Annotated in this window: 19 protein-coding genes; 14 read left to right on the top strand and 5 right to left on the bottom strand. The window is 65.9% G+C overall.

Features of this window, described 5'->3' with window-relative positions; translation table 11 throughout:
- From ACQU6B_RS06930 to der, 8 genes are all read left to right on the top strand, one after another.
- On the top strand, positions 1-972 hold the full coding sequence (locus ACQU6B_RS06930) for a segregation and condensation protein A (RefSeq protein WP_430866814.1): 972 nt from the start codon (positions 1-3) through the stop codon (positions 970-972).
- Positions 965-1,597, top strand: coding sequence for an SMC-Scp complex subunit ScpB (scpB, locus tag ACQU6B_RS06925; protein WP_430866813.1), 633 nt, complete (start codon positions 965-967; stop codon positions 1,595-1,597). Before ACQU6B_RS06930 ends, scpB begins: the two co-directional genes overlap by 8 nt.
- Positions 1,597-2,343: a pseudouridine synthase gene (locus ACQU6B_RS06920; RefSeq protein WP_430866812.1), complete on the top strand. Its 747-nt coding sequence runs from the start codon at positions 1,597-1,599 to the stop codon at positions 2,341-2,343. Before scpB ends, ACQU6B_RS06920 begins: the two co-directional genes overlap by 1 nt.
- Positions 2,344-2,418: 75 nt before the next feature.
- Positions 2,419-2,781: a chorismate mutase gene (aroH, locus tag ACQU6B_RS06915; RefSeq protein ID WP_430866811.1), complete on the top strand. Its 363-nt coding sequence runs from the start codon at positions 2,419-2,421 to the stop codon at positions 2,779-2,781.
- A 6-nt stretch (positions 2,782-2,787) separates the two neighbouring features.
- Positions 2,788-3,870, top strand: coding sequence for a prephenate dehydrogenase (locus ACQU6B_RS06910; protein WP_430866810.1), 1,083 nt, complete (start codon positions 2,788-2,790; stop codon positions 3,868-3,870).
- On the top strand, positions 3,867-4,544 hold the full coding sequence (gene cmk, locus ACQU6B_RS06905; RefSeq protein ID WP_430866809.1) for a (d)CMP kinase: 678 nt from the start codon (positions 3,867-3,869) through the stop codon (positions 4,542-4,544). Before ACQU6B_RS06910 ends, cmk begins: the two co-directional genes overlap by 4 nt.
- Positions 4,545-4,590: 46 nt before the next feature.
- Positions 4,591-5,307 carry a lysophospholipid acyltransferase family protein gene (locus tag ACQU6B_RS06900; RefSeq protein ID WP_430866808.1) on the top strand — a complete coding sequence of 239 codons (717 nt, stop codon included), beginning with the start codon at positions 4,591-4,593 and terminating at the stop codon, positions 5,305-5,307.
- On the top strand, positions 5,304-6,875 hold the full coding sequence (der, locus tag ACQU6B_RS06895) for a ribosome biogenesis GTPase Der (RefSeq protein ID WP_430866807.1): 1,572 nt from the start codon (positions 5,304-5,306) through the stop codon (positions 6,873-6,875). The genes ACQU6B_RS06900 and der overlap by 4 nt, the downstream gene beginning before the upstream one ends.
- 194 nt (positions 6,876-7,069) lie before the next feature.
- On the opposite strand, the gene ACQU6B_RS06890 is transcribed toward der, so the two are convergent.
- The 5 genes from ACQU6B_RS06890 to ACQU6B_RS06870 all read right to left on the bottom strand — a co-directional run bounded on the left by ACQU6B_RS06890 (position 7,070) and on the right by ACQU6B_RS06870 (position 12,345).
- Entirely contained in the window at positions 7,070-8,509 is a 1,440-nt protein-coding gene (locus ACQU6B_RS06890) for a DUF222 domain-containing protein (RefSeq protein WP_430866806.1), read from the bottom strand.
- A gap of 303 nt (positions 8,510-8,812) precedes the next feature.
- Positions 8,813-9,481 (bottom strand): hypothetical protein, encoded by a 669-nt coding sequence (locus tag ACQU6B_RS06885; RefSeq protein WP_430866805.1) that lies wholly within the window; start codon positions 9,479-9,481, stop codon positions 8,813-8,815.
- Positions 9,482-9,695: 214 nt separating this feature from the next.
- Positions 9,696-10,358: a DUF6318 family protein gene (locus tag ACQU6B_RS06880; RefSeq protein WP_430866804.1), complete on the bottom strand. Its 663-nt coding sequence runs from the start codon at positions 10,356-10,358 to the stop codon at positions 9,696-9,698.
- Between the two features lie 69 nt (positions 10,359-10,427).
- A complete protein-coding gene (locus ACQU6B_RS06875; protein ID WP_430866803.1) occupies positions 10,428-11,693 on the bottom strand; it encodes an MFS transporter in 1,266 nt (421 codons plus the stop codon).
- Positions 11,683-12,345: an ArsR/SmtB family transcription factor gene (locus ACQU6B_RS06870; protein WP_430866802.1), complete on the bottom strand. Its 663-nt coding sequence runs from the start codon at positions 12,343-12,345 to the stop codon at positions 11,683-11,685. The genes ACQU6B_RS06875 and ACQU6B_RS06870 overlap by 11 nt, the downstream gene beginning before the upstream one ends.
- Positions 12,346-12,462: 117 nt before the next feature.
- On the opposite strand from ACQU6B_RS06870, the gene ACQU6B_RS06865 reads away from it, so the two are divergent.
- The 6 genes from ACQU6B_RS06865 to ACQU6B_RS06840 all read left to right on the top strand — a co-directional run bounded on the left by ACQU6B_RS06865 (position 12,463) and on the right by ACQU6B_RS06840 (position 20,374).
- Positions 12,463-13,794: a replication-associated recombination protein A gene (locus ACQU6B_RS06865; RefSeq protein ID WP_430866801.1), complete on the top strand. Its 1,332-nt coding sequence runs from the start codon at positions 12,463-12,465 to the stop codon at positions 13,792-13,794.
- A 522-nt stretch (positions 13,795-14,316) separates the two neighbouring features.
- On the top strand, positions 14,317-14,943 hold the full coding sequence (gene rpsD / locus ACQU6B_RS06860) for a 30S ribosomal protein S4 (RefSeq protein ID WP_430866800.1): 627 nt from the start codon (positions 14,317-14,319) through the stop codon (positions 14,941-14,943).
- A gap of 203 nt (positions 14,944-15,146) precedes the next feature.
- Positions 15,147-17,831, top strand: a complete 2,685-nt coding sequence (alaS, locus tag ACQU6B_RS06855; protein WP_430866799.1) for an alanine--tRNA ligase — start codon at positions 15,147-15,149, stop codon at positions 17,829-17,831.
- Between the two features lie 29 nt (positions 17,832-17,860).
- Entirely contained in the window at positions 17,861-18,385 is a 525-nt protein-coding gene (ruvX, locus tag ACQU6B_RS06850) for a Holliday junction resolvase RuvX (RefSeq protein WP_430866798.1), read from the top strand.
- Positions 18,386-19,537 (top strand): endolytic transglycosylase MltG, encoded by a 1,152-nt coding sequence (gene mltG, locus ACQU6B_RS06845; protein ID WP_430866797.1) that lies wholly within the window; start codon positions 18,386-18,388, stop codon positions 19,535-19,537. It begins immediately after the preceding gene.
- Between the two features lie 6 nt (positions 19,538-19,543).
- A complete protein-coding gene (locus ACQU6B_RS06840; RefSeq protein WP_430866796.1) occupies positions 19,544-20,374 on the top strand; it encodes a shikimate dehydrogenase in 831 nt (276 codons plus the stop codon).
- Positions 20,375-20,484: the final 110 nt, after the last annotated feature.

The raw sequence follows: 20,484 nt of genomic DNA, 5'->3' as shown, positions 1-20,484 counted from the left end.
GTGTCCGCGGAGGCCACAGCCGCGCGGCCCACGCCTCAGGGCTTCGAGGTTCATCTCGACAACTTTGACGGCCCGTTTGATCTATTGCTGTCCCTGATCTCCAAGCACCAGATGGAGATCACGGAGATCGCGCTTGCCCGTGTGACGGACGACTTCCTGGTCACGGTCCGCAACCAACAGGGCGAGTGGGACCTGTCCCAGGCGTCGGAATTCTTGGTGGTGGCCGCCACGCTGCTGGACCTCAAGGCCGCGCGGCTGCTGCCGCAGGGCGAGGTGGACGACCGCGAGGACCTCGAGTTGCTCGAGGCGCGCGACCTGCTGTTCGCCCGGCTGCTGCAGTATCGCGCGTTCAAGAGCGTGGCGAGTTCCTTGGCCGAGGCGTTCGACAAGCCGCGCCGGGTGCCGCGCGACGTGCCGCTCGAGCCGCACTTCGCGACGCTACTGCCGGAGTTGGTGTGGCGAGTGACCCCGGACCAGCTCGCCCGGCTCGCCGCGCAGGCGCTGCAGCCCAAGGCGGCTGACTTGGGCGTGAGCCTGACCCACCTTCACAATCCGGCCGTAAGCGTGCGCGAGCAGGCTGCGGTACTGACCGGCAGGCTGCAACGCGACAAGGTGATGTCGTTCCGTGAGCTGGTCCAGGACGCGGACCACGTGAACGTGGTCGTGGCACGGTTCCTGGCGCTGCTGGAGCTCTTCCGCGAGTCGGTGGTCGCTTTCGACCAGATGCGGTCGTTGGGAGAGCTGACGGTGCGCTGGACCGGTTCCGATGCGCCCGTTGACGTCTCCGACGAATTCGACGAGGCCGATGCGCTGCTTGGCTCCGGTTCCGACGCCGATGCCGATGGCGCGGACACCGCGGCGATCACCACAGCATCGGCCGGCGCAGGCCCGGAGACGGCGTCAAAGACGGGCACGGTCGCCGCGGCGATCACCACAGCATCGGCCGTGGAACAGGGGAGAGAGAATGACTGACGTGAATGAAGACTCGCGCGTGGACCCAACGAACTTGGTGAACCCAGTGGAACCGGAGACTGACTCGGACGCGGCGGTGAATACTCCCGCGCACCTGAGGGGGGCGCTCGAGGCGATTCTGATGGTGGTCGACGAGCCGGTCGCCCCGGCGGATCTCGCCGCGGCCATCCGCGCGCCGCAGCAGCAGGTCCTCGACGCCCTGCACGCCCTCCGTGACGAGTACGCGGACCCCGCCGCGCCCCGCGGATTCGAGCTGCGAGACGTGGACGGTCGGTGGCGTATTTACAGCTCGAGGCTGTACGCGGATGTGGTCGGCGCGTTCGTGGTGGACGGCCAGAGCGCACGCATGTCGCAGGCGGCGCTCGAATCTTTGGCAGTTGTGGCGTATCGTCAGCCGGTGACTAGAGGCCAGGTGTCTCAGATTCGCGGAGTGAACGTTGACTCGGTGATGAAGACGCTTAGCGCTCGAGGTTTGATCACCGAGGTGGGTGAGATCGGCGGTGCCGTGCAATTCGGCACATCGACTGAGTTCTTGGAGCGCATGGGCGTTTCATCTCTCGATGAGTTACCGCCGCTCGCGCCCTACCTTCCTGAGTTAGCAGACGTTGATGGAGAGGCACGCTAGTGGAACTTGAAATTCACCGCCCGGAGGGCGTTCGCCTGCAGAAGGTGCTGGCGTCCGCAGGAGTGGGCTCACGCCGCAAGTGTGAGGACATCATCGAGGCAGGCCGCGTCAAGGTTAACGGCGACGTCGTCGACCAGCTCGGCGTGCGCATCGACGCCAACGAGGTTGTCATCGAGGTGGACGGCAAGCGCATCTGCGTCGACGACTCGAACATCACGGTGGTCCTCAACAAGCCACGCGGCGTCGTGTCCACGATGAGCGATCCCCAGGGTCGCCCCGCGCTCGACCAGTTCGTGAGCAACTACACCGAGCGTCTCTTCCACGTGGGTCGCCTCGACTCCGAGACCACCGGCGTGCTGCTGCTCACCAACAACGGCGACCTGGCCAACCGCCTGGCGCACCCCACGCACGGCGTGTCCAAGGTTTACGTCGCCAAGGTCGAGGGCGTAGTCCCCAAGTCCATCTGCACCACGCTGCGAGCCGGCGTCGACCTTGAGGACGGCCCCGTGCGGGTCACCGACTGCGTGATCCTCGACACCAGCAGGGACACCTCGCTGGTGCAGGTCGAGTTGCACGAGGGCCGCAACCGCATTGTTCGCCGCATGTTCGCCACGGCAGGTTTTCCCGTGATTGACCTGGTTCGGACCCAGTTCGGGCCCATCCGGTTGGGGACGCTGTCTCCCGGTGAGGTCCGCGAGCTGGGCCGCGAGGACATCGGCGCGCTCATGACCGTCGCGGGCCTGTAGCGCAACAGGCGCAACCCACGCGTGCCCGGTTCGGCGCGGACCATGCGCGTACGCGTGCCCGATACGATAGGACGCATGACAATCCGGGCTATTCGCGGCGCCACCACGCTTACCGCAGACGAACGTGACCACCTGCACGCACGCACCCAGGAGCTGGTCGTCGCCATGCTCGAGGCGAACTCCCTCGACACGGACGCGCTCATCTCGGTGTTCTTCACGTGCACGCCGGATATCGTCAGCGACTTTCCCGCAGCAGCGGCGCGAGCCATCAACCTGGGCGACGTCCCGCTGATGTGCGCGCAGGAGATGCCGGTTCCCGGTGCGCTCCCGCTGGTAGTCCGCGTGATGATGCACGCCCACCTCGACACCCCGCGCAACCAGGTGCAGCACGTGTACCTCCACGACGCAGTGTCCTTGCGCCGCGACCTCGCGCAGTAGCCCGCCGTGACGACACCCGTTCAGGACTCGGCGGCCGTTGAGCCTCCCGTCACCCACATCATCGGCGCCGGACTCATCGGGGCGAGCATCGGCATCGGCCTGGTGGCCGAGGGCTGGACCGTCACGATCGACGACAACGACGCAGACGCCGCGCGGCTGGCCCGCAGCATCGGCGCCGGGGGCAACCTCGAGCCGGAATCGACGCCTGACCTCGTCGTGGTGGCTGTTCCGCCATCCGCAGCATCGGCCGTGGTGGGTGACGCGCTTCTCCGCTGGCCCGATGCCGTGGTCACCGACGTGGCGAGCGTCAAGGCGCCCATCGCGGACGCGGCGCACGCGACTGGTCACGGCGAGCGCTACGTAGGCTCGCACCCGATGGCGGGACGAGAGATCTCGGGCGGCCTCGGCGCGCAGGGAGACCTTTTCAAGGCGCGACCGTGGGTGCTGTGCCCGAACGGCGGGACCCCACACGCGATCGCGCTCGTGCGGCAGATTCCGGAAGCGTTGCAGTGCGACGTCGTGACGATGGACGCCCAGGCGCACGATGCGGCGGTGGCCAGGGTGTCCCACGCGCCGCAGGTGGCGGCCTCGGCGGTCGCGGCTGCGCTCGGCACTCTGAGTCCCGCGGACGTGGCGTTGGCGGGGCAGGGCCTGCGCGACGTGACCCGGATCGCCGCATCGGAAGCGGGCATGTGGGCGGACATAGCGCGCATGAATCACCACGCGCTGGTCTCGACGCTCGACCACATCATCGGCGACCTCGAGGACGTCAAGGAAGCGGACGACATCGGCGAGGCCCTGACCGACCTGATCGAACGCGGACGCATCGAGGTTGCCCGGATTCCAGGCAAGCACGGCGGCGCGCGTCGCGACTACACGGCCGTGACCGTGATTGTGCCGGATGAGCCGGGTCAGCTGCTGCGCCTGCTGGGCGACGTGACCGACGTGGGCGTGAACATCGAGGACATCGCGATCGAGCACTCGCCGCGTCAGCCGGTGGGACTCACCACGCTATACGTGATCAGCGCGCGGGCCAAGGAATTGACTGAGATTTTGAGTGACAAGAACTGGGAGATAGCAGCGTCATGACTGGAATTGTTATAGCGATCGACGGCCCCGCGGGGACCGGCAAGTCGACAGTGTCGCGCGAGGTTGCGCGTCGGTTGGGCCTGGCGTACTTCGATACCGGGGCCACGTACCGCGTCGCCACCGTGTGCTGCCTTCGCGAGGGCGTGGACTTCAAGAATCACGCCGATGTCACCGCCATGATCGAGACCATGAACGTGGAGCTGATCCTCGACCCGGGCAACCCGCGAGTGACGCTCGAGGGTCAGGACGTGTCGTCCATGATCCGCAGCGACACGGTGGCGCTCAGCGTGTCCCAGGTGTCCACCAACCTCGACGCGCGCGCCGCGTTGGGACGTTTCCAGCGCGAGGTGATCGCGGGCGAGGTGGCCGGCGGGTTCTCCGACGGAGCGGGTGTCGTGGTCGAGGGCCGTGATATCACGACGGTCATCGCGCCCGATGCGGACGTGCGGATTCTGATGACGGCCGACGAGGAAGTACGCGTGGCACGCCGCGCCGGCGACGGTGCCGACGCCGCGACAGTGCGCGAGGCCGTGTTGGGTCGCGACAAGAAGGACGCCACCGTGGTGAACTTCCAGACCGCGGCCGATGGTGTGGTCACCTTGGACACCACCGACATGACCATCGACGAGGCGGTGAACGCCGTCATCGCGCTGGCCCACGAGGCACAGGCGTGAACTCGGGCGTGAGCGTTGCCCGAGCTAGTGAGATTGGAGTCCGGTTGTGAGTGGAACGGATGCCCCCAGTGTCTGGGGTCCGCGGTGGTCGCGGTGGGTCGGTCGCGCGTTGGCGCGCGGGCTCTGGGCGACCAAGGTGCGCGGCAGGCGTAACGTCCCCAAGAAGGGCGCGGCGATTGTGCTCGCGAACCACCTGGGATTCATTGACGGGCCGGTGATCCACGGCGTGATTCCTCGCGGGTCGCACTTCTTGATCTCCGATCACATGTTCAAGGGCCCGGTTGGGTCGTTGCTCACGGGCGCATGCCAGATCAAGGTCGAGGGCGCTGGACGCCAGGCCTTGGCGCAGGGTCTCGCGGTTTTGCGCAGGGGCGGAGTGGTCGGAGTGTTCCCTGAGGGCACTCGTGGCGCGGGGTCCGCGGACTCGGTGCACGGCGGCGCTGCATGGCTTGCGTTGCAGTCCGGCGCGCCCATCGTGCCGACCGCTTTGATCGGTACACGCAACACCGGCGAGAGCGTGAATGTGTGGCCGAGGCCCAGAAGGCGTATCCTCGTGGAGTTTGGCGAGCCCATTGTGTTGGATGCGCCCCCGGAGTTAAAGGGGCGCGCGAAGCAGTCCTGGGCCGAGAGTGAAGTAGCCGCGGCATTGCGCCGGCAGGTGACGGCCACGCTCGCCACCACTGATCTTGAACTTCCCACCGATAAGCCGAAGCGGAGTCGCCCCACGAGTGGCGGCAGTTCCGAACCAAAGGAGAACGCATGAGCGACGACCAGCAGGGCAAGCGCCCAGACGCGGCCGATGCCTTTGACGACAATTATTTTGACGACCTTCCGTCCAGCCAAGTGGGGGGACTCGGAGACGGTGACGTCCCGGCGCCCCGTGAGTCCGATCCCGAGGAATCGTTTGACGAGATTCGCGAGGCGGCGCTGCGTGCGGGCCTCGAGGCTTACGACCTATCAGACGAAGACTTCGCCACGCTCGATTCAGACATCGTCGCGCAGACGGAAGCCGAGCTGCCGACTATCGCGATCATCGGCCGCCCGAACGTCGGCAAGTCGACGCTGGTCAACCGCATCATCGGCCGGCGCCTCGCAGTAGTCGAGGACATGCCGGGCGTGACGCGCGACCGAGTATCTTACCCCGCGGAGTGGGCCGGCACGGACTTCATGCTGATGGACACCGGTGGCTGGGAGGCGAAGGTCGAGGGACTTGACCTCACCGTCGCGCAGCACGCCGAGGTGGCCATCGACATGGCTGACGCGATTATCTTTGTCGTCGATGCCACCGTTGGCGCTACCGCGACCGACGAGCACGTCGTTCGCTTGCTGCGCGCGGCTAAGAAGCCGATTGTGCTTTGTGCCAACAAGGTGGACGGCCCTCAGGGTGAACTTGAGGCTGCCGCGCTGTGGAACCTGGGGCTCGGCGAGCCCTGGCCCGTATCGGCGCTGCACGGTCGCGGAACTGGCGACCTGCTCGATGCCGCTGTGGCTGCGTTGCCGCTGGAGATGCCGCAGGTCGAAATCGATCCGGATGCGCCGCGCCGCGTCGCGCTGGTGGGTCGACCCAACGTCGGCAAGAGCTCGCTGCTGAACAAGCTCGCGGGCGAAGAGCGTGTAGTCGTCAACGAGTTGGCTGGCACTACCCGTGATCCCGTCGACGAGATCGTCGAGTTCGGCGATCGCAAGTGGACCCTCGTGGACACCGCCGGTATTCGCAGGCGTGTGCACATGGCGAAGGGCGCTGACTTCTATGCGTCTCTGCGCACCGGTGCCGCAATTTCGCGTGCCGAGGTTGCGCTGGTGCTGCTGGACGCTTCCGAGCCGCTCAGCGATCAGGACCTTCGCGTCATCACCCAGGTGGTCGACGCTGGACGAAGCCTCGTGCTGGTGTTCAACAAGTGGGACTTGGTGGGCGAGGACGAGCGTTTTGTGCTCGAGCGCTCCATCGAAAAGGACCTGGTGCAGCTGACTTGGGCGCCGCGAATTAACCTTTCCGCCACGACCGGTTGGCACACCAACAGGCTCGTGCCAGCTCTGGACCTTGCGCTCTCGAGCTGGGACCAGCGGATCTCGACGGGCAAGCTCAACTCCTTCCTTGGGGAGTTGGTCGCTGAGCACCCTCACCCCGTTCGCTCGGGCAAGCAGCCTAAGATTCTCTTCGCGACGCAGGCTTCGACCCGTCCGCCTCGCTTCGTGATCTTCACCAGCGGATTCCTGGACCCTCAGTACCGTCGGTTCATTGAGCGCCGACTGCGCGAGGCCTTTGGATTCGAGGGCACGCCGATTCAGGTGTCAGTCCGAGTCCGCGAAAAGCGCAAGCGTAAGCGCTAACGCTAACTGGAGCAGACACGCTTGGGCTCGGACCATACTTCGACCGCGCCGTGGGCATGCCTGGTACGTGGCCGGGCAGTGTCTGGGCGGTGGCTGGGCAGGGACGGTAGTTGTGGCTGTTTCTTTACCGGGATTTCACAGGTTCCGGGCAGCGCGCAGTTTCAGCCGCGGGTGTCCTCGTGGATTCCGTTCACCTAGGCAGGCAGCGACTCACCTAGACGAGGGGCGTCGAAGTGTTTGCGGCCGCCTATTCGAGGGCGCCGTTGCGGATCAACGCTTGCGGGTGGCGTGAACCACACGTCCCCGTGCAGAATTGAGATTTCCCAGTCGTCGCGATGGATCCGATGGTGACACGACACGCAAAGCAACAGTCCGTTATCTAGATCGGTCGGGCCGCTGTCTCGAACCCACCATCGGATATGGTGCGCCTCGGTGAAGCTTGGCGGGGCCCCGCACCACGCGCATCCTCCGTCTCGCTCGCCGAGTGCGAGGCGCTGGGCGGGGGAGAAGAGACGCATGACACGCCCAAAATCGAGGATCTCGCTGTCACCGCCAAGCACCATCGGGATAATCTCGGCGTCGGCCGCCATTCGTCGCGCGGTAGACACGCTCACGGGTTGGGAGAGTCCATCTATTGCTGCAACGCCATCGCCGGATTGAAGGTCTCCCAACGAAAGTCTCACCACTACCGTCGTCTTAGCCAGGGTCGGAGCAGTGTTTTCGCACCCGAGTGCATGCCTGCAAATAGCTGCCAGGGCATCAGCGCGCATCTGGCCAGGCTGGCGCCGGTCTTCACTTGCACGATCATTCCCGCGCGACCTGTGTAGGTCCGCAGCCACCAGCGCATCGACAGCGGCCTTAATGGGTGCAGCCGTTTCAGGATCCAGTCGCCCGCGAATCGCGATCGCGCCGCCTCGGTCCTCAGTAAGCGTCAGGTACCGATCGTTCTTCAGCGCTTCCTCAGTTTCCTCGACTGATCGATGATCCAGTTGAGCTTCGAGCTGTCGCACAAACCTAGAGAAATTCTCAAGCGACAGAGACGGCGCCCGCTCGACCATCCGTCGTTCCGCCTCAACCCAAAGGGCGGGATCCGCGACATCCTCGGTGCGCGTCAGCATCGAAGTGATGATGTGGGACGCCTCAATAGAAAGCTCGCCGGCGCTCAGTGCCTTGCTCAGGTACTTGAGCCGTGGTTGCGAGTTGATGGCGGGAGTGGATGGGTCCGCGTCGTCGCTCGGGGGGTTCGGGTCGGCGCTGTTCGGATTGGCGGTGTTGTCGATGGAGTCAGGCACGGGGGAGGTAGATGCTGCGGCCACGCCTGCCTCGACAAGCCTGCGGCCCTCTGCCCGGGATCCACCCGTCGCGTTAGCAATGAGCGCATCCGGCGTCGCGACCCCGGACTTCTTCGCGAGGCTGCCCGCGCCCGCGTCGGGTGCTGACCGGCGCCCAATCTCGCCAGAGAGCTGGGCGAGCACGGCGTCCACCTCACGGCGGACCTTGCCAAACGCTGCCAGCGCATCGAGGAGGCGCGTGCTATCCAGTTCTGTGAGGGAGACCTCGGCGTCCCCGGACGTGCCAATCACGCCGCAGGCTGCGGCGGTGTCACGTTGGAGAAGCGCGGTGCTTGTTGTCATGAATCCAGTCAATCAAAAGGGTCTGACACCAGGGGCGATGTTGCGAGAATCTGTGGATCAACTCCCGTCTCTTCGTCCTGTGAACATCAGTGACCGCACGGCCGATGAGGAGCTTTGGGAGGTGGCGGGCACGGTCTCAGTGCCGGATAGGAGGCAAGAGGGCAGGGGAGTGTGTTGCGACGAGGCGTGGGAGCGGCTTCCCAACCGACCCAAGTCTTGGAGCCTCGAATCCGCCCAGGCGAAAAGCGCGCTGGATGGGCGGCGCGAGCTTCGCCGTTGGTTCCTAGCTCCGGGATCGAGTCGCTAGCGGCAGCGCCCGCTTGTGTCGCAAGCGACGAGTAGTGACTGGGGGTTTCGCACCTCGATCGTGATCGGGGGGCTCTGGCTCGTGATCGATGTACCGAAGGCGGTCCACGGGCCGGTGCCGATACGGTATTCGCCGTCCCATCGAGTGGCGAGAGAGACCGAGACATTGCCCTCTTGATGCTCGTAGGTGTGAGTCAGTGTTGCGTGGGGGTAGGCGCTGCCGGGATCGTCGGTGACTGTGGTTTCACCGTCTCCCCACGCCCAAGTGAAGGTCTCCGGGGTGGCTCGGATTTGCACGCTGACGCCGAGCAGCGTCGCGTTGTGAGTGGTCGCAGAATCGTCCGCCATCGCGATTGTGGGGACATTCGCATAGACCCAGTCGGTGTCGGGTTGCAGCGTCACGGAAGACGGTGTTGGAGTTAGGTTTGCCCACTCATGCTCGATAGCGGCGAATAGAGCGTCCGGGTCGTCTGCGCATTGGTACCAAGAGACCTGAGACCAGCGGGTCCAGGAGCCGTCGTCCAGTTGCGTGCGCGCGTACAGAGGATCCTGAGCGGTGCTTCCATCCGGACAGGTCTGTGCGATCGCTACGTCACCAGTGCAGAGCGGCGACACGTTGGGGTCGTAGTTGGGGCGGTTGCACGCAGGGAAGCGGAGGTACTCCACTGGCGCGTGGTTGGAGGTGGACACCACAGTCGGCGAACCAGCTCCGCTCCGAATTGCACGAAAGGCCTCTACCGCGTAGGAATGCTCCTGGGTTTGAGCTTGCGAACCGAAGCCGTCGTCGCTGCCTTGGGCTGAAGCCGATGAAACCACTAAGGCTCCGGCAATTAGCGAGAACGCTACAGCGCAACTGGAGCGCGTCAACAGCTGGCGCATGTCAGGCATCCTCGGTGTCGACATCGGTCACTCGCCACACGGCGTCATGAAACTCCATAAGCAGGTAATAGTTAACCCGACTCACCGAACTAACGCTGCGCACGTCCATGCCTGGCTCAGTGGCGAAAATCTCCGCCTCCATGGCGGGATAAAGCACCGCGACGCTCCCGTCGCTCTGCAAGTTCGCTTCGGTTATTTCCGGAACGTCTGAGATCTCTCCGCCGGTTACGATCCAACCCTCATTCTTGTAGCGGAGTGCATTCGCCCGTGAACTCTCGCAAAAATCACAGCCGTCCAGCGACAGCGAGTCCCACACTCGCGTATCCCCGGTGGCGAACATCTTCGGAAACTCCTGAATGAAGAACTCCGCAGTCACCACCGCCCCCTGCAGATCGTCCCTTTCAGCCCCCGCAGGCAACAACGCGAGCAACTCCTCGTCGCTCAGCGCCACGGGCGACGCCGTTGGAGACGCGGCGGGAGACGGCACCCCCGAAGGACTCACCCCAGGACCCTCACTCGCGGACGCATCAATACTGGGCGACGGAGTCTGGGTCACAATTGGATCTGTGTCGCTGCATCCTGCGAGCCCCGCGGACGCGACCAGCCCGGCCGCGAGCATCGCCCCGCCCGTCACCAGCCTCTTCGCCGCCCGCAACACGTCCATGTCTCCGACCGTAGCGAAGTCCACCAATCTGCGCGCACTGAAACCGGCGGTTGTGGATAGTGCCGTCCATCACCGAGCTAAGACCTGCACGTTAGGCCACCTCGCCATCGCGAACGCCGCGACGAACAGCACGAGTGCAATGGCAGCCAGCCCAATCGCGATATTCGTCGCCTGCGCGAGCGCCGTGGCGCCGATGCTCGCCAGCATGCCCCCACCCTGCAAGGCCATCGAGTTGGCGGAGAGCATAGTCGCGCGACCGTGAGAACTCACTGCGTCGTGACCCAGCTCGTCAAGCAACGGCCCGCCCACCCCGAGTGCGATATAGAACACGACAAAGGCTGCCGCGGCCCACCAGAAGCTAGGTAAGCCCACCCCCACGACGGCGATCGCTCCGGCGACGGCACTGACCAACACTGCTCGCGGGGCTGCGCGTATCAACCGTGCGGCCACGGGAGCTAGCGCAGCACCACCCGCGGCGCCAGCAAAGCCGAGCGTCACGAGCACCGAATATGGCCCGGCGGCAGCGGACTCGCCTCCAAGCCGCTCGGCGAAACTAGTAGGAGCGAGCAATTCGATTCCGTTGAGCGCAACCCCGATACCGGCGGTCAGCAGCGCAATCCGTCGCAGCACCCCCGGCCCGGCAACCAGGCGCGCTCCCGCAGCGACCGTCGCAGGAACGTCCCGGAACACATCCGCCAACCGCGGCCGAACACGGTCCGCGGGATGCGGAATCCACGCCCACACGAGCCCGGCGTGTACCAGCGACATCACCGCCGACACCAGGAACGGAGTCGACATGGCGATCAGCGCCGTGCCCTGCGTGGGCAGCGGCGACAACGCGACGAGCCCCCCGGCACCCAACGCCCCCGCTCCCAACCCCACTGAACCGGCAACTTCAGCACGTGACAATCCAGACCTGATGGGAGCATCGGCCGCCATTGCGCGGGTGGCGTCGACGAACCACGCCTGCAGTGGGCCCGAGTCGAGTGCGCGCGACACGGCCAAGGCGACGTACCCGGCACCCAGCGTCCACACGGAGGCACCAGTCGCCAACACAAGGCTTGACACTCCGGCCAACACCGCAGAGACCAGCAGCACCGGCCGTCGCCCAATAACGTCTGATAGACCGCCGGTAGGCAGTTCGAGGCTCACGATGGTTGCGCTGTAAATCGCGCTGAGGACGCCGATGGTCGCGATTCCCAACCCGCGTTCCTGCAACAGCAGCACCAGGCCCGGAATTAGCAGCCCGGTGGGGAACCATCGTAGGCCGGTGAGCACGACGTACTTGCGGCGGATTGTGGCAAGTTGCGCGACATCGCTTGCGCTAGGTGTCATCGGCGGCCGATGCCGTGTCACCTTCGTCTCCAACAAAGGGTTCGCCGTCAAGCAGGGGGCCCGCGTTCCCGCCATAGGCGTAGGCGAAGAACCGCACCACGCGCGCATCCGAAGGGCGGGCCGAGGGGTCGTCTCGGCGCGTTCGGAATGGTGCGAACAGGTCGTAGAGATCTTGGGTGAACTGCGCGAGTTCGCCCGCGGTCATCCAGGACACGGCGTCGGTGGACAGCGCGGTATCGCGCCACTCGCGCGGCTCGTCGGCCTGCTTGAGCCGGTACCGCCGCCACGCGTCGAATCGATAGCGATCCACGGCATCGCCCAGCACCGCGCTCGCAGCCTCGCCCGCAGGGGAGTGCGGGTCCCAACTGATACCTTCGTCGCGGATCCTCCAAGGACGCTCCCGCCCACGCCCGCCCTCGGCCGCGTGCACGTGACCATACTTCGCGAGCTGTCTCAAGTGGTACGAGCAGTTCGCGGGGGATTCGCCCAGTTCCGCGCCGCACTGTGACGCGGTAAGTGGCCCCTCGGATAGCAGGTCGAGGAGCGCAAAGCGCACGGGATGCGCCAGTGCCCGTAGCTCCCTGGAGTCGGAAATCTCTCGCACTCGCCACGGCGGTGTGGGCTTGGAGGGGACGTTCGCTGGTTCGGTCATGAGTTGAAAATACCCTTTCGAAAGGATTCCTTCAACCTCAGCGCGAGTGAGCGCCGGCTGTCGCATTGACGGAGCGACTGGGCGCGACCACACCCCCACGCCGCTTAGGCTGGCAACATGGATCTGTTCGAGTCGACGCACCGCACCAGCAGCGGCGTACCCACACCGGGAGACAACGCCCCGCTCGCGGTCCGCATGCGGCCGCGCGAACTCAAAGAAGTAGTCGGCCAGGCCCACCTCCTCAACGAGAACAGCCCCCTGGTCCGCCTCATCGGCGACGATGCCCCTGCCACCTCCGTGATCCTGTGGGGTCCTCCCGGCACGGGCAAGACCACGCTCGCCTACTTGGTCGCAGGCAACCGCCGCTTCGTCGAGCTCAGCGCGGTCAGCGCCGGCGTGAAGGACGTCCGCGCGGTCATCGAGGACAGCAAGCGCCGCATCGCGACGGGCGAGCGCGAGACCGTCATGTTCATCGACGAGATCCACCGCTTCACCCGCAGCCAGCAGGACTCCCTCCTGCCCGCCGTCGAAAACCGCTGGATCACGCTCGTGGGCGCCACCACCGAAAATCCCAGCTTCTCTGTCGTCGGCCCGCTCCTCAGCCGCAGCCTGCTTCTGGTCCTCCAGCCCCTGGCTGCCGCGGACATCGACGGCCTCATCACGCGCGCCCTCGCGGACGAGCGCGGCTACTCGGACAAGATCTCTATCGACCAGGAAGCGCGCGACCACATTGTCCGCGTCGCCGGTGCCGATGCCCGCAAGGCCCTCACCCTGCTCGAGGCCGTCGCGGACGCCGCCAAGCGCGCGGACAAGGTCATCACCGCAGAGATCACCGAGCGCACTATGGATACGGCGCTTGTCGCGTACGACAAGTCTGGTGACCAGCACTACGACGTCATCAGCGCGTTCATCAAGTCCGTTCGCGGCTCCGACGTCGACGCGTCCCTTCACTACCTGGCCCGCATGGTGGTCGCGGGTGAAGACCCGCGCTTCATCGCCCGCCGACTGGTCGTCCTGGCCGCGGAGGACATCGGCATGGCGGACCCACAGGGCCTGGTCATCGCACAGGCAGCGGCCGATGCGGTGAGCTTCATCGGCATGCCGGAGGGCAGGATTCCGCTCGCCGAAGCGACGACCTACCTGGCACTGGCACCCAAGTCGAACCGCTCGTATCACGCGATCGACGCAGCTATCGCGGACGTGAGGGCCGGTCGCGCCGGCGTGGTCCCCGACCACCTCCGCGACGCGCACTACCCGGGCGCCAAGAACATTGGCCACGGTAAGGGCTACAAGTATTCGCACGACGCCGACCATGGGGTGGCCCGACAGGAGTACCTCCCCGAGTCGCTCACGGGGGAGCGGTACTACCTGCCCACCGACCACGGCTACGAGCGCGCTGTCGCGGAGAGACTCAGCATCATCCGCAACATGCTGGGCCGGGATAAGTAGGCTCCAGTTCCCATGGGGCGAGCTCCTGCGCCCTATTGGTCCGATATCGCACGGTCTCAGGCGGAAATGACTCCTGTTGGTCGGATTTGGTCCACCACAGCCCGTAACCCGTGACTGGGATCCAGCAGCCGGCAGCGACCAGCAGCCAGCAGCCAGCAGCCAGCAGCCAGCACCCCGCCACCCCAGCACCATGCCTACCCGCCACCCCGGCACCCGCCACAAGCCAGACCGTGCCAAAATGGACCAACACCGCGCAGAGACCGCCCGCAACCGTGCCAAATCGGACCCATAGCAGGGAGGGTGGAGGTTGGAGCGCAGTCGAACCGGGCAGAGTAGCGCTTGGGCGTGGCGCGTAAGCACCACCAGCCCAGAGTTTGCTATCATTGGCACAGCCCTCGCGGGCGGTTGGCTGCTGTCCCCGCGAAAACTCACATATATGTATGGCAATCGAACACGCCTGAACCGCTGGCACCGCATGGTGCAGCGACACACAGGTAGGCGTTCATCATCTAAGGAATAATTTTGACTTCAGTACAGCGCGCGCGCCGACAGGTACGCCTGTCTCGCGCCCTGGGCATCGCCCTGACCCCCAAGGCCGTTAAGCACTTCGAGAAGCGCCCTTACCCGCCCGGTGAGCACGGCCGCACCGCTCGTCGTAAGGAGAGCGACTACGCAGTCCGCCTTCGCGAGAAGCAGCGTTTGCGTGCCCAGTACGGCCTTCGCGAGAAGCAGATGACGCGCGTCTTCGAAGAGGCTCGCAAGGAAACCGGTCTGACCGGTGAGAACTTCGTCGAGCTGCTCGAGATGCGCCTTGACGCTCTCGTCCTCCGCTCGGGCTTCGCTCGCACCATCCTTCAGGCACGCCAGTCGGTCCTGCACCGTCACATCATGGTTGACGGCCAGATCGTCGACCGTCCTTCCTTCCGCGTGAAGCCGGGCCAGACCATCCAGGTCAAGCCCAAGGCTGTCACCATGGAGCCCTACATGGCTGCCGCCGCTGGCGCGCACCGCGACGTGCTCCCCGAGGTCCCGGACTACCTGGACGTCTCGCTCGAGAAGCTCTCCACCAAGCTGTCGCGTCGCCCCAAGCGCGCCGAGGTCCCCGTGACCTGTGAAGTTCAGCTTGTCGTCGAGTTCTACGCTCGCTAGTCACAAACTGAACCGTGCCGGCATCACCGCGGCACAGCGTTTGGCAGCTTCAAGCAGTACAGAATTTCATATAGCGACAGACACTTGAGTGGGTTTTCAACTACTAGGCTGTTTCCCAGCCAACAGTGACTGTCAAAACAGCAACTACGCACTGTCTCCGGGCAGTGCGTAGTTGCGTTTAACCCCGAGGAGCACCACGAACCATGCGTACCGCAGACGTCAGCAAGCGCTGGATTGACTACTTCGAGAGCAAGGGCCACTACATCCAGCCCAGCGCCTCGTTGGTGTCCCCGGATCCCAGCCTGCTGTTCACAGTCGCCGGCATGGTGCCCTTCATCCCGTACATCCTCGGCACCGAGGACGCGCCCCACCCGCGCATCGCGAGCGTGCAGAAGTGCATCCGCACTAACGACATCGAAGAGGTCGGCAAGACCACGCGCCACGGCACGTTCTTCCAGATGATGGGCAACTTCTCCTTCGGCGACTACTTCAAGGAGGGCGCGATCGATTTCGCGTTCGACCTCCTGACGGGTGACGAGGACCAGGGCAAGTACGGCCTGGACCCCGAGCGCTTGTGGGTGACCACCTGGAAGGACGACCAGGAGGCCCACTCCGCGCTGAAGAACATCGGCGTAGACGCGTCGCGCATCGTCAAGCTCGAGCGCGAGGAGAACTTCTGGGACACCGGCCAGCCCGGTCCCGCAGGCCCGTGCGCGGAATGGCACTACGACCGCGGCCCCGAGTTTGGTCCCGATGCCGTGGGCGGCTCGGTCGACCCGGGCGGCGACCGCTACCTGGAGGTCTGGAACCTGGTGTTCGACCAGTTCCTGCGCGGCCCCGGCAACGGCAAGGACTACCCGCTGGTCCGCGAGCTCGACCAGAAGGCAATCGACACCGGCGCCGGCCTGGAGCGCATTGCGTACCTCAAGCAGGGCGTCGCGAACATGTACGAGATCGACGAGGTCTTCCCGGTCATCCAGAAGGCCCAGGAGATGACCGGCATCACGTACGGTGCGAGCGTCGAGAATGACGTCCGCATGCGGATCGTCGCCGACCACGTCCGCTCATCGCTCATGCTCATCGAAGACGGCATCAAGCCGGGCAACGAGGGCCGCGGCTACGTCCTGCGCCGCCTCCTGCGCCGCAGCGTGCGCGCGATGCGCCTCATGGGCGTCGACGATCACGCCCTCCCGGAGCTGCTCCCCGCGTCCTTCAACGCCATGAGGCTGTCCTACCCCAACCTCGAGAAGTCGTTCCCGCGCATCGAGGCCGTCGCCTACGCCGAGGAGGACGCGTTCCGCCGCACCCTCGTGTCCGGCACCACCATCTTCGACACCGCAGTGGCTGAGATCAAGAGGTCCGGCGGCGGGGAGTCGTCGGGCAAGCCAGTCCTGTCCGGCAAGAACGCCTTCGCGCTGCACGACACCTACGGATTCCCCATCGACATCACCCTTGAAATGGCTTCCGAGCAGGGCGTGGCGGTGGACGAGGTCAAGTTCCGTGAACTCATGCAGGAGCAGAAGGAACGCGCCCGCGCCGATGCGAAGGCCAAGAAGGGCGGCCACGCCGACACCGGCGTCTACCAGGGCATCAAGGACGCCTCCAGCACCGAGTTCAAGGGCTACGAAGAACTCACCACAGCCACCCAGATCCAGGCCATCGTCAAGGACGGCGTCGCCGTCCCCGTCGCTGTTGCCGGCGACACGGTCGAGATAGTCCTCCCGCAGACCCCGTTCTACGCGGAGTCCGGCGGGCAGGAGGCCGATGCGGGGGTAATCCAGTCGTCTGGCGGCACGCTCAACGTGCTCGACGTCCAGCGCCCCATCAAGGGCCTCGTGGTGCACACCGTGACTGTCGCGGAGGGCGAGATCGCCGTGGGTGACGACGTCTCCGCCCAGGTCGACAAGGATTGGCGTACCGGCGCGCGACAGGCGCACTCCGGCACCCACCTGATCCACGCGGCGCTGCGCGAGGTGCTCGGCCCGGACGCGCTGCAGTCCGGCTCGTACAACAAGCCCGGCTACCTGCGCCTGGACTTCAGCTGGCCGACCGCGCTGAGCGCGGAGACCCGCAGCGAGGTCGAGGAAGTCACCAACCGCGCCATCCGCTCGGATCTCGCGGTCCGCGCCCAGCACATGTCGCTCCCGGACGCGCGCCAGTGGGGCGCCGTCGCCCTGTTCGGCGAGACGTACGACAAGGAAGTGCGCGTCGTCGAGATCGGCGGCGAATGGTCGCGCGAGCTCTGCGGCGGCACGCACGTCGACCACTCCAGCCAGGTGGGGCTCGTGGCGATGACCTCCGAGTCCTCCGTGGGCTCCGGCTCGCGCCGCGTCGAGGCCTTCGTGGGCCTCGAGGCGTTCCAGAAGCTGGCCGCCGAGCGTGCGCTGGTGAGCGAACTCACCACCACCCTCAAGGTTCAGCCCGGCGAGCTCAAGAGCCGCGTCGAGAAGCTCCTCGAGCGCGTCGCCGATGCTGAGAAGCAGCTGGCCGGCTACCGCCAGCAGGCCATGCAGCAGGTCGCGGCGATGCTCGTCGACGGCGCGCAGGACGTAGGCGGCATTCGCGTGGTCGCTCACTCATCCGCCGATGCGGCCGATGCGGACGACCTCCGCACGGTGGTCACCGACGTGCGCGCTCGACTAGGCGACGCCCGCCCGGTGGTCGTGGCGGTAGCCGCGAGCATCGGCGACCGACCGCAGATCGTCATCGCCACCAACCAGGGCGCGCGCGACGCGGGCCTGAAGGCAGGAAACCTAGTCAAGGCGGCATCGGCCGTCCTGGGCGGCGGCGGCGGCGGCAAGCCGGACCTCGCGCAGGGTGGCGGGCAGGATGCCAGCAAGATCGGCGACGCCCTCGCCGCCGTGACCGAGGCGGTACGCAACCGCTAAGCGCGGCTGCGTGAGTGACGTTGACGACGATGGAAGGCCCTCAGGGTCAGGACGGCACGCCGGGGGAGAAGCCCACCCCGGAGCAGCCGAGCATGCCGCGGGGCGCGCGTTTCGCGGTGGACGTGGGCACGGTGCGCGTCGGAGTCGCCGCGAGCGACCCCGAGGGGCGCATGGCGTTCCCGGTGGGCACCGTCCAACGCACTCCCACCGCAGCGGCGGAGGTGGCGGCGCTGATCGCCGAGCGCGAGACGGTCCACGTGTTCGTCGGACTGCCCCGCAAGCTGTCCGGCGAGGAGGGTTCGAGCGCCGCCGACGCGCGCGTCTTCGCCGCAGAACTCGCGGAACTAACCACCGCACCGGTTCGTTTGATAGACGAGCGATTCTCAACGGCAACCGCATCGGCAGCGATGCGAAGTGCCGGCAGGAACTCCAAACAGCAGCGCCAGGTCATCGACCAGGCCGCCGCCGTGGTGATCCTGGAGAGCGCACTAGACACAGAGAAAAACGGAAAACTGGGTACAGTGACCAGTAAAGTTCCGCCCGAGGGGAAATAAGTGACCGACCTTTTTGAGTCCGAAGTGACGACCACTACGACGCTGGACATGCGCCGCCTGCAGCGCAAGCAGCGCCGTTCGACGCGCCGCAAGTGGACCCTTGTCGCGACCGCGGTCGCCCTCGTCATCTTCGCCATGGGTGCGAACATCGCGTACAACTTCGCGAAGACCCTCGCGCCCACGGGCTCAACTGAGATCGCCGACTACGAGGGCGCCGGCCAGGGCGTCGTGCAGGTGGTGGTCAACCCGGGCGACAGCGGCGCGGACATCGCCACCGCTCTCTTCGAAGCCGGGGTTATCGCATCGCCCCAGGTATTCATCGTTGAGGCCAGCACCAACCCGGACGCGGCGAGCATCGTCCCCGGTTACTACTTCATGCACAAGGAGATGAAGGCAAGCTACGCGCTGCAGTCGCTCCTTGACCCCGCCAACCGAGACCTGCGCACCATCACGGTCCCCGAGGGCCTGGGCGTGGACGCCTACTACCAGCGCATCGCTGACCTGACCGAGTACTCCCTCGCGGACGTCGAGGCCGCCGCTGAGAACACCGCGGCCATCGGCCTGCCCGAGGAAGCCGACGGCAACATCGAGGGCTGGCTGTTCCCGTCGACCTACGAGTTCAACCCCGGCGTGACGCCCACCGACGTGCTGTCCAAGATGGTCCAGGAGACCATCCGTCAGCTCGACGCCGCCGGCGTGGCCACCGAGGAGCGCGAGCGGATCCTCACCATCGCGTCGCTGGTCGAGAAGGAAGCGAAGCTCGACGTCGACCGCCCCATGATCGCACAGGTCATCTATAACCGACTCGACCTGGACATGAAGCTCGAGTTCGACTCCACCGTCAAGTACGTGGCTCCCTCCGAGGGTGTCTTCACCAGTGATGAAGACCGCGCGACGGACTCGCCGTACAACACGTACTTCTACAAGGGTCTGCCTCCCGGACCCATCGCCGGCCCCGGCGCCGCGTCCATCAAGGCCGCGGTTAACCCGGAGGAGTCAGACAACCTGTTCTTTGTGACCGTGAACCTGCTGACCGGTGAGACGGCCTACGCCAAGAACTTCGCTGACCACCAGAAGAACGTCGACATCCTGCAAGAGTGGGTCGCGGACAATAAGGCTGAGAGCTCCGCGGAGCCCTCAGCCGCGAACTGATCCACGGTGACCACTCGCAGGGCGGCAGTACTTGGGCACCCCATCGCCCACTCGCTGTCACCCGTGCTCCACAACGCCGCCTACCAAGCGCTCGGGCTCGACTGGCACTACGACTCCCACGACGTCACTGAGGGCCAGTTCGCGGACTTCGTGGCCGGGCTCGGCGACGAGTGGGCTGGTTTGTCGCTGACCATGCCCCTCAAGGTCGAGGCCGTGCGCCACATGGACTTCATCGAGCCCATGGCCAAGTTGGTGGGCGCGGTCAACACCGTCCTTATCCAGACCACCGGCGCCGGCCGCCACTTGGTGGGCGCGAACACCGACGTCTACGGCATCGTCGCCGCACTGCGCGAGGGTGGCGTGACCCAGGCGTCCAGGGGAGTGATCCTGGGCGGGGGAGCGACGGCGACCTCCGCCATGGCCGCGCTGGGGCAGATGGGAGTGACCGCGCCGGTCGTCGCCGTGCGCGACAAGACCAGGTCAGGGGGGCTGCTGCGTGCCGCCACCAAGATGGGCGTCGCACCGCGGTTCGTCCCGCTCGACCAGGCGCACGAGTTCCTCGCCGATGCCGAGGCGGTTGTCTCTACCATTCCGGCCGATGCGGGGGAGAAGTTGGCGACGGCGCTCACCGCGGTCGCCCCGGCTTCAGTCCTGCTGGACGCGGTCTACCACCCGCTGGTGACGCCTCTCGCCGCACGCTGGGCGCAGCTCGGCGGCACCCGCGTGGGCGGCGAGCGGATGCTCGCGCACCAGGCCGGGGAACAGGTACGGCTGATGACGGGCAAGGAAGCGCCCCTCGACGTAATGTTACGGGCGCTTAACGGCGTGTTGAATTAGTAACACTCCTATACGTCCCAGGCGATTTGGGTGATAGTTTCCGTTTCGTACCCATGCACAACGGGGACGGTTTGACGCGGGACTCAATTACGCGCAACCTCAAGTCGCGA

It is taken from the genome of Demequina aurantiaca, assembly GCF_050598105.1.
Taxonomy (GTDB): Bacteria; Actinomycetota; Actinomycetes; order Actinomycetales; family Demequinaceae; genus Demequina; species Demequina aurantiaca_A.
Note: the sequence above shows the minus strand (reverse complement) of the source record. Positions and strands in the feature narration are given on the sequence as shown.

What these genes read in the sequence shown, in the direction of transcription:
- cmk (WP_430866809.1), top strand. Translation starts at nt 3,867, where the DNA reads ATGACTGGAATTGTTATAGCGATCGACGGCCCCGCGGGGACCGGCAAG.
- ACQU6B_RS06880 (WP_430866804.1), bottom strand. Translation starts at nt 10,358, where the DNA reads ATGGACGTGTTGCGGGCGGCGAAGAGGCTGGTGACGGGCGGGGCGATG.
- alaS (WP_430866799.1), top strand. Translation starts at nt 15,147, where the DNA reads ATGCGTACCGCAGACGTCAGCAAGCGCTGGATTGACTACTTCGAGAGC.
- der (WP_430866807.1), top strand. Translation starts at nt 5,304, where the DNA reads ATGAGCGACGACCAGCAGGGCAAGCGCCCAGACGCGGCCGATGCCTTT.
- ACQU6B_RS06875 (WP_430866803.1), bottom strand. Translation starts at nt 11,693, where the DNA reads ATGACACCTAGCGCAAGCGATGTCGCGCAACTTGCCACAATCCGCCGC.
- ACQU6B_RS06870 (WP_430866802.1), bottom strand. Translation starts at nt 12,345, where the DNA reads ATGACCGAACCAGCGAACGTCCCCTCCAAGCCCACACCGCCGTGGCGA.
- ruvX (WP_430866798.1), top strand. Translation starts at nt 17,861, where the DNA reads ATGGAAGGCCCTCAGGGTCAGGACGGCACGCCGGGGGAGAAGCCCACC.
- ACQU6B_RS06865 (WP_430866801.1), top strand. Translation starts at nt 12,463, where the DNA reads ATGGATCTGTTCGAGTCGACGCACCGCACCAGCAGCGGCGTACCCACA.
- aroH (WP_430866811.1), top strand. Translation starts at nt 2,419, where the DNA reads ATGACAATCCGGGCTATTCGCGGCGCCACCACGCTTACCGCAGACGAA.
- ACQU6B_RS06890 (WP_430866806.1), bottom strand. Translation starts at nt 8,509, where the DNA reads ATGACAACAAGCACCGCGCTTCTCCAACGTGACACCGCCGCAGCCTGC.
- scpB (WP_430866813.1), top strand. Translation starts at nt 965, where the DNA reads ATGACTGACGTGAATGAAGACTCGCGCGTGGACCCAACGAACTTGGTG.